This is a genomic window from Pseudomonas sp. YQ_6, from assembly GCF_043103245.1.
Classification (GTDB): domain Bacteria; phylum Pseudomonadota; class Gammaproteobacteria; order Pseudomonadales; family Pseudomonadaceae; genus Aquipseudomonas; species Aquipseudomonas alloputida.
The window spans coordinates 37,447-49,560 of sequence record NZ_JBICJR010000035.1 but is presented as its reverse complement, the minus strand read 5'-3'; the positions used below and the strand labels follow the sequence as shown (position 1 = coordinate 49,560).

Annotated in this window: 13 protein-coding genes; 7 read left to right on the top strand and 6 right to left on the bottom strand. The window is 62.6% G+C overall.

Features of this window, described 5'->3' with window-relative positions:
* Positions 1 to 99: 99 nt before the first annotated feature.
* Positions 100 to 696 carry a superoxide dismutase gene (locus tag ACF8FG_RS11455; protein WP_012312902.1) on the bottom strand — a complete coding sequence of 199 codons (597 nt, stop codon included), beginning with the start codon at positions 694 to 696 and terminating at the stop codon, positions 100 to 102.
* 266 nt (positions 697 to 962) lie between these two features.
* Positions 963 to 1,562 (bottom strand): LysE/ArgO family amino acid transporter, encoded by a 600-nt coding sequence (locus tag ACF8FG_RS11450; protein WP_003255185.1) that lies wholly within the window; start codon positions 1,560 to 1,562, stop codon positions 963 to 965.
* A 101-nt stretch (positions 1,563 to 1,663) separates the two neighbouring features.
* On the opposite strand from ACF8FG_RS11450, the gene ACF8FG_RS11445 reads away from it, so the two are divergent.
* From ACF8FG_RS11445 to ACF8FG_RS11435, 3 genes are all read left to right on the top strand, one after another.
* Entirely contained in the window at positions 1,664 to 2,554 is an 891-nt protein-coding gene (locus tag ACF8FG_RS11445) for a LysR family transcriptional regulator ArgP (protein WP_014589801.1), read from the top strand.
* Positions 2,555 to 2,603: 49 nt separating this feature from the next.
* Positions 2,604 to 3,596: an NAD-dependent epimerase/dehydratase family protein gene (locus ACF8FG_RS11440; protein ID WP_392518791.1), complete on the top strand. Its 993-nt coding sequence runs from the start codon at positions 2,604 to 2,606 to the stop codon at positions 3,594 to 3,596.
* 73 nt (positions 3,597 to 3,669) lie between these two features.
* Positions 3,670 to 4,539, top strand: coding sequence for a hypothetical protein (locus ACF8FG_RS11435; RefSeq protein WP_014589803.1), 870 nt, complete (start codon positions 3,670 to 3,672; stop codon positions 4,537 to 4,539).
* Positions 4,540 to 4,648: 109 nt separating this feature from the next.
* Here the strand turns inward: ACF8FG_RS11435 and ACF8FG_RS11430 are convergent, their stop codons facing one another.
* Together ACF8FG_RS11430 and ACF8FG_RS11425 are read right to left on the bottom strand one after the other, a co-directional pair.
* A complete protein-coding gene (locus ACF8FG_RS11430) occupies positions 4,649 to 5,698 on the bottom strand; it encodes an alkene reductase (protein WP_135198689.1) in 1,050 nt (349 codons plus the stop codon).
* 17 nt (positions 5,699 to 5,715) lie between these two features.
* On the bottom strand, positions 5,716 to 6,018 hold the full coding sequence (locus tag ACF8FG_RS11425; protein ID WP_003255178.1) for a helix-turn-helix transcriptional regulator: 303 nt from the start codon (positions 6,016 to 6,018) through the stop codon (positions 5,716 to 5,718).
* A 150-nt stretch (positions 6,019 to 6,168) separates the two neighbouring features.
* On the opposite strand from ACF8FG_RS11425, the gene ACF8FG_RS11420 reads away from it, so the two are divergent.
* Entirely contained in the window at positions 6,169 to 6,753 is a 585-nt protein-coding gene (locus ACF8FG_RS11420) for an ACP phosphodiesterase (protein ID WP_019439051.1), read from the top strand.
* Positions 6,754 to 6,865: 112 nt separating this feature from the next.
* Here the strand turns inward: ACF8FG_RS11420 and ACF8FG_RS11415 are convergent, their stop codons facing one another.
* Complete coding sequence (locus ACF8FG_RS11415; RefSeq protein WP_019436963.1) at positions 6,866 to 7,654, bottom strand: lysophospholipid acyltransferase family protein; 789 nt, start codon at positions 7,652 to 7,654, stop codon at positions 6,866 to 6,868.
* Complete coding sequence (gene olsB, locus ACF8FG_RS11410) at positions 7,654 to 8,409, bottom strand: L-ornithine N(alpha)-acyltransferase (RefSeq protein ID WP_003255175.1); 756 nt, start codon at positions 8,407 to 8,409, stop codon at positions 7,654 to 7,656. Before olsB ends, ACF8FG_RS11415 begins: the two co-directional genes overlap by 1 nt.
* Before the next feature lie 160 nt (positions 8,410 to 8,569).
* Between olsB and ACF8FG_RS11405 the strand changes: the two genes are divergently transcribed.
* The 3 genes from ACF8FG_RS11405 (at position 8,570) to ACF8FG_RS11395 (ending at position 12,012) form a co-directional block, all read left to right on the top strand.
* Positions 8,570 to 9,457, top strand: a complete 888-nt coding sequence (locus tag ACF8FG_RS11405) for a hypothetical protein (protein WP_014589807.1) — start codon at positions 8,570 to 8,572, stop codon at positions 9,455 to 9,457.
* 195 nt (positions 9,458 to 9,652) lie between these two features.
* Entirely contained in the window at positions 9,653 to 10,594 is a 942-nt protein-coding gene (locus ACF8FG_RS11400; protein ID WP_014589808.1) for an AEC family transporter, read from the top strand.
* A gap of 56 nt (positions 10,595 to 10,650) precedes the next feature.
* A complete protein-coding gene (locus ACF8FG_RS11395; RefSeq protein ID WP_014589809.1) occupies positions 10,651 to 12,012 on the top strand; it encodes an amino acid permease in 1,362 nt (453 codons plus the stop codon).
* The last annotated feature ends 102 nt before the right edge of the window (positions 12,013 to 12,114 follow it).

Below are 12,114 nucleotides of genomic sequence, written 5' to 3'. Positions count from 1 at the left end.
GCGGGCTGAGCAAGCAAAACCGTGCCAGCCTTTTTGCGGGCAACACAGGCACAAAAAAACCCGGCACATGGCCGGGTTTCTCGTTCAAGGCCGAATGACTCAGGCCTTGAAGGTCTTGCCTTCGAACTGCTCGGCAACGAAGGCCCAGTTGACCAGGTTCCAGAACGCTTCGACATACTTCGGACGCAGGTTGCGGTAGTCGATGTAGTAGGCGTGTTCCCAGACGTCGCAGGTCAGCAGCGGGGTGTCGCCGCTGGTCAGTGGGCAGCCGGCGCCGATGGTGCTGGCCAGGGCCAGGGAACCGTCAGCTTTCTTCACCAGCCAGCCCCAGCCGGAACCGAAGGTGCCAACCGAAGTCTTGGTGAACTCTTCCTTGAACTTGTCGAAGGAACCGAAAGCGGCGTTGATGGCTTCAGCCAGTGCACCGGTAGGCTGGCCGCCGCCGTTTGGCGACAGGCAGTTCCAGTAGAAGGTGTGGTTCCAGACTTGAGCGGCGTTGTTGAAGATGCCGCCCGAAGAGCTCTTGACGATCTCTTCCAGGGTCTTGCCTTCGAATTCGGTGCCTGGGACCAGGTTGTTCAGGTTCACGACATAGGTGTTGTGGTGCTTGTCGTGGTGATACTCCAGGGTTTCCTTGGAGATGTGCGGCTGCAGAGCATCATGGGCGTACGGCAGCGGCGGCAATTCAAAAGCCATGGTGGATCTCCTGATTCAGGTCTGTTTGCGGTTTGCGCAAGGCCGATCACGGGCGGCCCGATAAGCGTCGGCGAGTCTGTACTCTTTGCGACGCAAGGGCTGGATCATAGCACCGGGCCCGGCGCATAACCACGCAACAAACATAGGGAATAGAGGTTCCGCAGGGGTTGGGCTGTGCCGACCGGCGGCTCGGCGTTGCGCGGGTGTTGCCTGCAAGACCGCGTGCCGCTCGATCTTGCCGTTGATGAATATGCCGCGCCCCGGGGTCAGTTGAAGATCAATTGCGCCGCCACCGCGAACATCATCACCGCCACCATCAGGTCGAGCATGCGCCAGGTCGCCGGCCGCGCCAGCCACGGTGCCAGCCACGCCGCGCCAATGGCCAGGGTCGAGAACCACAGCAGCGAAGCGCTGGCCGCACCGGCCACGTAGGCGCCAGGGGCGGACTGTTGGGCGCCCAGCGAGCCGATCAGCAACACCGTGTCGAGGTACACGTGCGGGTTCAGCAGGGTCACCGCCAAGGCGCTGAGCAGTACGGCGCGACGTGAGCGAACGCCTTGGCCTTGCTGGTGCTGCAGGCTCTGCTTGGAGCAGGCGCTGCGCAGCGCCTTGGCGCCGTACCAGATCAGGAACACTGCGCCGCCCCAGCGGGCAATCGCCAGCAAGGTCGGGTTGTGTGCCAGCACGGTGGCCAGGCCGAACACCCCGGCGGCCACGAGGATGGCGTCACAGACGATGCACAGCGCTGCCACCGGCAGGTGATGCTCACGGCGCAGGCTCTGGGCGAGGACGAAGGCGTTCTGGGCGCCAATGGCCATGATCAGGCCGAAGGCCACCAGCATGCCATTGAGATAGCTTTGCCACATGGCAGGGCTCTCCAAAAAGGGTCACGAAAGATGCTGGCCATTGTGATGTTCGGCGCTGTATAAGAAAAACAAATAAAGCTGATCACCCATTAGGAAAATCGATGTTCGACTACAAACTGCTGGCTGCCCTCGCGGCAGTGATCGAACAAGGCGGTTTCGAGCGTGCGGCGCAGGTGCTGGGCTTGTCGCAATCGGCGATTTCCCAGCGTATCAAGTTGCTTGAGGCGCGGGTCGGCCAGCCGGTGCTGGTACGTGCCTCGCCGCCCGGCACGACCGAAGTCGGCCGCCAGCTACTCAACCATGTGCAGCAGGTGCGCCTGCTTGAACGCGACCTGCAGCGCCAGGTACCGGCGCTGGACGAAGAGGGCTTGCCGGAGCGCCTGCGCATCGCTCTCAACGCCGATAGCCTGGCCACCTGGTGGGCCGGCGCGGTGGGCAACTTCTGCGCACAACAGAACGTGCTGACCGACCTGGTGGTTGAGGACCAGGAAGTGGGCCTGAAACGCATGCGTGCCGGCGAAGTGGCGGCCTGCCTGTGTGGGAGTGAGCGGCCGGTCGCCGGCGCACGCAGTTTGCCACTGGGGGCCATGCGCTACCGGGCATTGGCCAGTCCCGTGTTCATGGCGCGGCACTTCCCCCAAGGTTTTGTCGCCAGCCGTTTGGCCCGTACTCCAGCGATCGTTTACGGCCCGGACGATTTCCTGCAGCATCGCTACCTGGCATCGCTGGGCATTGAGGGTGGTTTCCTGCACCACCTGTGCCCTTCATCCGAAGGCTTCCTGCGCATGACCGAGGCCGGGTTGGGGTGGGGCCTGGTGCCCGAACTGCAGGCCCGGGAGCAACTGGGCAGTGGGCAATTGGTGGAAATCTGCCGCGATACCCCTATCGATGTGCCGCTGTACTGGCATCATTGGCGCAATGGCGGGCAATTGCTCGCGCAACTGACCGACCACCTGCGGCACACCGCACAGCATTGGCTGGTGCCCTTGTAGCCATGGCTGACGTCAGTTGCATCTGAAATCTGGCAAGACGGAGTGTTACATGCGAATTCTGGTCACCGGCGCGAGTGGCTTCATTGGCGGGCGCTTTGCGCGTTTCGCCCTGGAGCAAGGCCTGGACGTTCGCGTCAGCGGCCGCCGTGCCGAAGGGGTCGAGCATCTGGTCAAGCGTGGCGCACAGTTCATCCCGGGCGACCTGGGTGACGCCGAGCTGGCCCGGCGTTTGTGCCAGGGTGTCGAAGCCGTGGTGCACTGCGCTGGCGCAGTGGGTAACTGGGGGCGCTATCAGGATTTCTACCAAGGCAACGTGGTGGTGACCGAGAACGTGGTCGAGGGCTGCCTGAAAGAGCACGTACGGCGCCTGGTGCACCTGTCTTCTCCGTCGATCTACTTCAATGGCCGTTCGCGTCTGGACGTCCGTGAAGACCAGGTACCGCGTCGCTTCCACGATCACTATGGGCAAACCAAGTACCTGGCCGAGCAGAAAGTGTTCGGCGCCCAGGAGTTCGGCCTGGAAGTGCTGGCGCTGCGCCCGCGCTTCGTCACCGGCGCGGGCGATGCCAGTATCTTCCCGCGGCTGATGCAGATGCAGCGCAAAGGGCGTGTGGCGATCATCGGCAACGGCCTGAACAAGGTCGATTTCACCAGTGTGCACAACCTCAACGAGGCGCTGCTGAGTGCATTGTTCGCTGATGACCGGGCGCTGGGCCAGGCTTACAACATAAGTAACGGCCAGCCACTGCCGCTGTGGGACGTGGTCAACTACGTGATGCGCAAGATGCAGCTTCCCCAGGTGACCCGCTACCGTTCCTATGGCCTTGCCTACAGCCTGGCCGCGCTGAACGAGGCGGCCTGCATGTTATGGCCAGGGCGCCCGCAACCGACATTGTCGCGCCTGGGAATGCAGGTGATGAGCCGGGATTTCACCCTGGATATCAGCCGTGCCCGGCAGTACCTGGACTACCAGCCCAAGGTCAGCCTGTGGACGGCGGTGGATGAATTCTGCGGCTGGTGGAAGCATTTGCCGCCCGGCTGACAATGGTCATCAATGCGCCGCGCTGGCGGTTTATACTCGTGCCTCTTTGTGACTACCGCGGTTGAATGTATCCATGCGTAACCATGCTCACGATGACTTTGATGATGTGCCTGCCTTGCGGGCGGGCACCGTTGATGATGACGAACTGATGCCGGCGCATGTGATGCGCAGCCGCCAGAAAGCCGCCCGCGGGGCTAGCACGGCGCCGTTGTGGGCGCTGATCGGTGCCGCGTTCATCGCGTTGGCGGGCCTGGGTTGGTGGAGCTTTCAGCAGATCTCGCTGATGGAGCAGCAACTGGTGGCGACCCAGGAAAGCTTTGCCCGCATCAGTGAAGAGGCGGCTGGCCGCCTTCAGGCGATCAGTGGCAAGGTGGCGGCCAGTGAGTCTGGCGCCACTACCAGCAGTGAGGCATTGAAGCTACAGCTGCGCCAGTTGCAGCAGGGTGTTGCCGGGCAGACCGGCGACCTGGGCAAACGTCTGGAGCAGGTGCTGGCCGATACCCGAGAACAGCAGAAGGCTGTGACCGAGCTGCAAAGCCAGTTGCAGGCGCAACTGAAGCTGGTGAATGGCGAGTTGGCGGCGCTGCGTTCGGGCCAGGTCGATGGTGGCAAGCTGGATGCCCAGTTGAAGAGCCTGAGCGAGCAGGTTGCCGCGCTGAAAGCCTCACAGGTGGATGGCGGCCAGTTGGACGGCCAGCTCAAGAGTTTGGGTAGCGAGGTGGCAGCCTTGAAGAAACAGGGCAACCCGAGCGCTGACATTCAGAGCCTGCAGCAGGACATGCTGGTGTTGAAGAGCCAGGTCGACAACCGCCCGGCTGCGGTGTCATCCAGTGGTGCTTCGGTGCAGGAGTTCGATGCCTTCCGTGCACAGATGACGCGTAACCTGAATACGCTGCAGAGCCAGATTCAGAACCTGCAGCAACAGATCAACGCCCGTCCGTAACATCAGCTGAGCCTTGTTCGCGGGCACGCCCGCTTCCACAGGATCGAGCACAGCTTTCAAGCCTGTCGCTATACCGGTGGGAGCGGGCATGCCCGCGAATGGCCCTCGATCACAACCGCGGATAATCGATGTAACCCACCGGCCCCTTGCCATAGAAGGTTTCGGGATGTGCCTCGTTCAACGGCGCATCCGCTGCCAGCCGTGCCGGCAGGTCGGGGTTGGCGATGAACGGCACACCAAACGCCACGGCATCCGCTTTGCCACTGGCCAGGGCCGCATTGGCACTGGCCTTGTCGAACCGCTCGTTGACGATGTACGGGCCACCGAATGCCTCTTTGATCAGCGGCCCGATGCTGTCGTCGGCTTCCCGCTCCCGTGAGCAGATGAAGGCGATGCCGCGCTTGCCCAGCTCTCGGGCCACATAGGTGAAGGTCTCGGCGCGGTCGGCGTCGCCCATGTCGTGGGCGTCGGCACGCGGTGCCAGGTGCACACCTACGCGCTGCGCGCCCCACACTTCAATGGCCGCATCGGTCACCTCCAGCAACAGGCGCGCGCGGTTTTCCAGCGAGCCACCGTAACGGTCGGTGCGCTGGTTGGTGCTGCTCTGCAGGAACTGGTCGAGCAGGTAACCGTTGGCGCCATGGATCTCAACACCATCGAAACCTGCAGCCTTGGCATTTTCGGCGCCACTGCGGTAGGACTCGACGATGTCGTTGATTTCTTCGGTTTCCAGCGCCCGCGGGGTAGGGTAGTCACTCAGTGGGCGCACCAAGCTCACATGGCCCTTGGGCTGGATCGCGCTGGGGGCCACAGGCAGTTCGCCATTCAGATAGCTGGGGTGGGAGATACGACCCACGTGCCACAGCTGCAGGAAAATGCGACCGCCCGCAGCATGCACGGCCTTTGTCACGTTGTTCCAGCCACGTACCTGTTCATCGTTCCAGATGCCGGGGGTATCTGGGTAGCCGACGCCCATGGGACTGACCGAAGTCGCCTCGCTGAGGATCAGCCCGGCGCTGGCACGTTGTACGTAGTATTCGGCCATCAGCGCATTGGGCACGCGACCTTCATCGGCGCGGCAGCGGGTGAGCGGGGCCATGATGATACGGTTGGGCAATTGCAGGTCGCCCAGTTTGATCGGATCGAAAAGCGTGGTCATAGTCGTTACCTGTCTTGTCAAAGTGCTTGGCGCAGTTGTTCGAGGAACGCCTGGATGGTGGCTTCGTCGCGTTTGAAGAAGTGCCATTGGCCGATCTTCTGGCTGCTGATAAGCCCGGCGCGCTGCAACGTGGCCAGGTGGGCAGAGACGGTCGACTGCGACAGGCCGCAGCGTTGGTCGATTTGCCCCGCACACACACCGTTTTCGGTGCTGTGGTACTGGTCCGGAAACTGGGTTGCCGGGTCTTTCAGCCAGCTGAGAATTTCTCGCCTGACCGGGTGGGCCAGTGCTTTTATGATTTCGTCGAGATCGAGTGGCATGGTTTGAGGCTCGTTGTAGCGGTATATCGCGATAGGGCGAAATATAATTCGCTGAATTCCGATATACAAATACGAAGGCGTTCTGAGCTGAGCACGAATCGATATATCGCGTTATAACGATATGCTCGGTGGCGATGCTAGACTGCGCTCATGAACTACCTCGCACACTTGCACCTGGGCGGCCCGGCGCCGCAACAACTGCTTGGCAGCCTGTATGGCGACTTTGTCAAAGGCTCTTTGGAAGGGCGCTTTCCGCCTGCGCTGGAGGCGGCCATCCGGCTGCACCGGCAAATCGACAGTTACACTGACCGGCACCCAGTGGTGCTGGCGGCTCTGGCACGTTTTCCGCGCGAGCGGCGGCGTTTTGCCGGCATCGTCCTGGATGTGTTTTTTGACCATTGCCTTGCACGGCACTGGGGCAACTACGCCGATCAGCCGCTGGAGCAGTTCACTGGCGCGTTCTATCGGGTATTGCTGGCAGAGCCCGAGCTGCCTGGGCGGCTGGCGCGGATTGCGCCGTTCATGGCAGCGGATGACTGGCTAGGGGCGTATGGCGACTTCGACACGCTGGAACAGGTGTTCAACGGCATTGCCCGGCGTTTGTCGCGGCCTGAGGGGATGGCCGGGGTGATGGTGGAACTGGAGCGGCTGTATGAGCCGCTGCTGGCGGATTTTCGCGAGTTCTACCCGCAACTGCAGGCGTTTGCAGCGGTAGGGCGGATGTCTGACAGTTAGAGGTGTGTGAGTGATACTGGCCTCCTCGCGGGTGAACCCGCTCCTACGGGTAATGCGCTCGGTGTAGGAGCGGGTTCACCCGCGAAAGGGCCAGAACAGGCAGTGCAAGCATTCAGGCAGCCCGCGCCTGCCGACGTGGCGCCATCTCCACGTCTTCAACCCCGAACAGCGCCAGGTGAATCGCCTGTTGCGCCTGCAACGCCAGCACCGCACGTTCCTTGCCCACGCTACCTATTGGCTGCAGCAGGTGGATGCACACCTCGCCCCGCGGCTGGGCAAACAGGCGCATCAGGTGCGACACCAGATCGTCTTCACCAATGAACGGTGCTACCGGGTCGATCTGGCCATCACGCAGGTACTGGATAGCGACTGGCTGCACTGCCACGCCACGGTCGATGGCACCTGCCAGCAGGCGCCCATGAAAGGTGCGCAACGTACGGCCGCTGGTAGTGGTGCCTTCGGGGAAGATCAGCAGCGGGCGGGCCAGCCCCAGTTGCCCGGCGATCTGTTCGCGCAGGCGCTGGCTGTCGCCACCACCGCGGCGAATGAACAGCGTGCCGGCCTTTTCCGCCAGCCAGCCGGCCACCGGCCAGTGGCGCACTTCGGCCTTGGACAGGAAAGACAGCGGCGTGAGCATGCCAAGCAGGGGGATGTCGGTCCAGGAAACATGGTTGCTGACCCACAGCATCGGCCGCTGTGGAAGTTCGCCAACTACCTTGACGTCGAAGGGCAGGGCGGCGACCAGGCGCTTCATGAACAGGCAGGTCCAGCGCTGGCGCCGTTCGATCGGCGCCTTGAAGCCCAAGCGCTCGCCCAAGGCGATAATGCTGGCCATCAGCATGCCCTGCGCCAGCACCAGCAGCAGTCGGATGAGGCGGGCCAGTACCCGCAAATTCGGCATCAGACCGCCGCCTTGAAGTGGCGGGCGTAGCGTGGGCACAGCTCGTCGCGTTTGAGCAGGATGAACACGTCTGCCACCTGGAAGTCTTCGTCCCAGCATGGCTCGCCGCAAATCTTCGCGCCCAGGCGCATATAGGCCTTGAGCAGCGGTGGCATTTCGGCAATGACGTTGTTGGGCAGGGCCAGTTTCGGCAGTGGGTTCTTCGGCTCGGCACGCAGGTGTTCGGTGCACAGGTAACGTTCACGCAGGCGCTGCATCACTGCATGGGCCTGCACGCCGCCGTCCTGCATGGGGATACTGGCGCAGCCCATCAGATAGCTGTAGCGGCCCTCGTTGAGCACCTCGGCCAGTTCGCCCCAGAGCACGGCGATGGTACCGCCGTTGCGGTAGTCGGGGGCGACGCAGGTACGGCCCAGTTCGAGGATCGGGCCTTGCAACTGCAACAGGCCGTGCAGGCTGAATTCTTCTTCGCTGTAGAAACGGCCCAGGCTGCTGGCAGCCTGGTGATCGAGCAGGCGGGTGGTGGCAACCAGTTCGCCGGTGCTCAAGTCGCGTACACCAATATGGCGGCAGTGCACGTCGTAGTCGTCCATGTCCAGGCCCTGCTCGGCACCTTTGAGCTTGGCCTTGAATTCTGCGCTGAATACGGTGTAGCGCAGAGCCTGGGCTTCTTGCAGCGCCGCGGCGCCAACCAGGCGTTCGGCTTGCAGACGGCGTTCGGTGCTGTAGTCGCCAGCGGTAGCGATCCGAGTCATTACGAGTCTCCATAAGCCAGCCAAGAAAGGTTGCGGCCGGTCGGCTTTGTTGTGCAAAGTCAGCCTAGGTAGACCCGGTGTCACCCCTGTGAATGTTTGGTGATGCTTGCGTGACACACCCTGAGCCTTAACTGAAAGCCCTCCAGCAAGGAGCTGTTCCATGGCCTGGTTGCAACGACTCAACGATCCGCTTCGCCTCGCGCCGACAGGCTCCCTGGGCGAAACCTACGCCGCGCTGCTTGAGCGCCTCGGCCCGGTTACCCCCTTCGAACTGGCGGTACTGGGTGGGCGTGCAATGGCCACCCCGGGCCTGGCCTTCCTGATGGGTTACCAGGCCGCCCTTCGCGTGCTGTGGCCCAGTGCGCCGCACAGCCTTGGCGCCTTGTGTGCCACCGAGCGGCGCAGCGTGCGGCCTGCAGACATGCACACGCGGCTGGACGCTCTGCGGCTGTCGGGCTGCAAAGACTTCGTTACCGCAGGCCTGGAGGCGGAGTGGTTGCTGGTGGCGGCGCGTAGCGAAGCGGCTGGCGCGGCGCCGCAACTGAGCCTGGCGGTGGTCTACCCCGGGGAGCCGGGGGTGACACTGGAGCCATTGCCGACCCTGCCGCTGATGCCGGACGTCGGGCACGGCCGACTGCTGCTGGAGCAGGCATCGTGCGAGTTGCTGGCCGGTGACGGCTGGGATGCCTACGTGAAGCCGTTCCGTTCGCTGGAGGATTTGTATGTGCTCGCGGCGCTGACCGCCTGGTTGTATGGCGTGGGGCAGGAGTGCGCCTGGCCGCAGGGGCTGCGCCTGCAGTTGCTTGGGCTGTTGGCCGGCTGTGCCGAGGGTAGCCGGCAGTGTGCCGATAGCATGGGTTGTCACTTGTTGCTGGGCGGGTTGTTTGCGCAGTTCCAGTCGTTGCGGGCGGAGATCGATGCGGCGTTGGCGACAGGGCCGGTGCAGTGGGCGCAAATCTGGCAGCGTGACCAAGGGGTGATGGCGCTGGCGGCGTCGGCGCGGGAGAAGCGGCTGAACAAGGCGTGGGTTGCTGCGGGCTTTTCATGAATGGCTGACAGGTTTGTGTGAACCGATGAGTCGCGGCGTGGTACCTGTGGGAGGGCGGGGTTACGTGCAAAGCGGCCGGTACTGGCAGCAGAAAACCTGAAAGACATTTCCTTTTATCGCGCTTGATCCCCGCAAATCCCAGCCGTTGACGTATCATTGGCCGCCTGACGGCAACCCCTCCAGGATCGCTTGCGCATGCTCGCCCTTCTTATCCAGACCCTGAACATCACGGCACCGGTTTTCGCCATGCTGTTCATGGGCGTCCTGCTCAAACGCATTCACTTGATCGACGATAACTTCAACCGCGTCGCCTCGCAGCTGGTGTTCAACGTCTGCATGCCGGCGCTGCTCTTCCTCGGTATCTATCACGCCGACCTGGCCGCAGCGGTCAAGCCCGGTGTCATCCTGTATTTCATCGTCGCCACCCTGGCCGGTTTCGCCATTGCCTGGGGCATGGCCATCTGGCGTAGCCCGATGGCCGACCGGGGCATCTATACCCAGGGCGCCTTCCGCGGCAACAACGGTGTGATCGGCCTGGCCCTGGCCGCCAGCCTGTACGGTGACTACGGCATTTCCCTGGGGGCGGTACTCGCAGGCCTGGTCATCCTCATGTACAACTCGCTGTCAGCGGTGGTACTGGCGGTGTACAGCCCGGACCTCAAGTCCGACCCGTGGAGCATCTGCAAGAGCATTTTCAGCAACCCGCTGATCATCAGCGTGCTGGTGGCCGCGCCGATGGCTTACGGCCAAGTGCCGTTGCCCAACTGGCTACTGACCTCGGGCGACTACCTGGCACAGATGACCCTGCCGCTGGCGCTGATCTGTATCGGTGGCACGCTGTCGCTGGCAGCGCTGCGTAACTGTGGCCGGCTGGCCATCGATGCCAGCCTCGTGAAAATGCTCTGGCTGCCGCTGCTCGGCACCCTTGGGGCCTGGTTGTGTGGGTTTCGCGGGGCGGAGCTGGGCATCCTGTTCCTGTACATAGGCAGCCCGACCGCTGCGGCCAGCTACGTGATGGCGCGGGCGGCCAACGGCAATCATGAACTGGCCGCGTCGATCATCGTGATTACCACGCTAATGGCGGCGATCACCACCAACATTGGTATTTTCATCTTGCAGTGGGGCGGATGGATCTAGATCCTTGACTGCAAATAACAGCAACAACACTGCCTCACTGAGCTAAAGGACACTTCATGCAAGACCAGAGCACGCCCGAGCGGTTACAGCGCGGGCTGAAGAATCGCCATATCCAGCTGATCGCGCTGGGCGGGGCCATCGGTACCGGGTTGTTCCTGGGCATTGCCCAGACCATCCAGTTGGCCGGCCCCTCCGTGTTGCTGGGCTACGCCATCGCCGGCCTGATGGCCTTCCTGATCATGCGCCAGCTGGGCGAAATGGTGGTGGAAGAGCCGGTCGCCGGCAGCTTCAGCCACTTCGCCCACCAATACTGGAGCGAGTTCGCCGGTTTTGTTTCAGGCTGGAATTACTGGGTGGTGTACGTGCTGGTCGGCATGGCCGAGCTGACGGCGGTCGGTATCTACGTGCAGTACTGGTGGCCGGACTTCCCCACCTGGGCCACGGCAGCGATCTTCTTCGTGGTGATCAACCTGATCAACCTGACCCAGGTAAAGGTCTATGGCGAGATGGAGTTCTGGTTCGCCCTGGTCAAGGTAGTAGCCATCGTCAGCATGATCGGCTTTGGTGCCTGGTTGCTGGGCAGCGGTCATGGTGGCCCGGATGCCAGCGTGGCCAACCTGTGGCAGTACGGCGGCTTCTTCCCTAACGGCGTCACGGGTCTGGTAATGGCCCTGGCGGTGATCATGTTCTCGTTCGGTGGCCTGGAGTTGGTCGGCATCACGGCTGCCGAGGCTGACAACCCGCGCCAGAGCATCCCCAAGGCCACCAACCAGGTGGTGTACCGTATTCTGATTTTCTACATCGGTGCCTTGGCAGTGCTGTTGTCGCTGTACCCTTGGCAGAAGGTGGTGCAAGGCGGCAGCCCATTCGTGATGATCTTCCACGAACTGGACAGCGACCTGGTGGCGACCATCCTCAATATCGTGGTGCTGACGGCTGCGCTCTCGGTGTACAACAGCTGTGTGTACGCCAATAGCCGTATGCTGTTCGGCCTCGCCAGCCAGGGCGATGCGCCGCGTCAGTTGCTGAAGGTAAGCCGTAGCGGCGTGCCGCTGACCGCGCTGGGCGTGTCGGCCTTTGCGACCGGCCTGTGCGTGCTGATCAACTACCTGATGCCGGGTGGGGCCTTTGGCTTGCTGATGGCGTTGGCAGTGTCCGCGTTGGTGATCAACTGGGCGAGCATCAGCATTACCCACCTGAAATTCCGCAAGGCCAAGCTGGCCGCCGGGATCACCCCCTTCTACAAAAGCCTGGGTCACCCACTGACCAACTACCTGTGCCTGGCGTTCATCGTGCTGATCCTGGTGGTGATGTACCTGACGCCGCCGATTCGCATCTCGGTAATGCTGATCCCGGTATGGATCGCTGTGCTGTGGGTGGCCTTCAAGTTGAAGAAGGCTCGCCAGGCCAAGGGCTGATCGGGTTTGTTCGTAAGGGGTATGCCGTTAGGTTTTCGGCGCTCGATCTCACAGGCGACGAAAGCCTAAAGGCATGCGTCTGGCGGCCCTGACGCATGCCCC

What these genes read in the sequence shown, in the direction of transcription:
- ACF8FG_RS11450 (WP_003255185.1), bottom strand. Translation starts at nt 1,562, where the DNA reads ATGTGGCAAAGCTATCTCAATGGCATGCTGGTGGCCTTCGGCCTGATC.
- ACF8FG_RS11425 (WP_003255178.1), bottom strand. Translation starts at nt 6,018, where the DNA reads ATGCCACTCGATCTCGACGAAATCATAAAAGCACTGGCCCACCCGGTC.
- ACF8FG_RS11445 (WP_014589801.1), top strand. Translation starts at nt 1,664, where the DNA reads ATGTTCGACTACAAACTGCTGGCTGCCCTCGCGGCAGTGATCGAACAA.
- ACF8FG_RS11420 (WP_019439051.1), top strand. Translation starts at nt 6,169, where the DNA reads ATGAACTACCTCGCACACTTGCACCTGGGCGGCCCGGCGCCGCAACAA.
- ACF8FG_RS11400 (WP_014589808.1), top strand. Translation starts at nt 9,653, where the DNA reads ATGCTCGCCCTTCTTATCCAGACCCTGAACATCACGGCACCGGTTTTC.
- ACF8FG_RS11435 (WP_014589803.1), top strand. Translation starts at nt 3,670, where the DNA reads ATGCGTAACCATGCTCACGATGACTTTGATGATGTGCCTGCCTTGCGG.
- ACF8FG_RS11415 (WP_019436963.1), bottom strand. Translation starts at nt 7,654, where the DNA reads ATGCCGAATTTGCGGGTACTGGCCCGCCTCATCCGACTGCTGCTGGTG.
- ACF8FG_RS11405 (WP_014589807.1), top strand. Translation starts at nt 8,570, where the DNA reads ATGGCCTGGTTGCAACGACTCAACGATCCGCTTCGCCTCGCGCCGACA.
- ACF8FG_RS11455 (WP_012312902.1), bottom strand. Translation starts at nt 696, where the DNA reads ATGGCTTTTGAATTGCCGCCGCTGCCGTACGCCCATGATGCTCTGCAG.
- ACF8FG_RS11395 (WP_014589809.1), top strand. Translation starts at nt 10,651, where the DNA reads ATGCAAGACCAGAGCACGCCCGAGCGGTTACAGCGCGGGCTGAAGAAT.
- olsB (WP_003255175.1), bottom strand. Translation starts at nt 8,409, where the DNA reads ATGACTCGGATCGCTACCGCTGGCGACTACAGCACCGAACGCCGTCTG.
- ACF8FG_RS11430 (WP_135198689.1), bottom strand. Translation starts at nt 5,698, where the DNA reads ATGACCACGCTTTTCGATCCGATCAAACTGGGCGACCTGCAATTGCCC.
- ACF8FG_RS11440 (WP_392518791.1), top strand. Translation starts at nt 2,604, where the DNA reads ATGCGAATTCTGGTCACCGGCGCGAGTGGCTTCATTGGCGGGCGCTTT.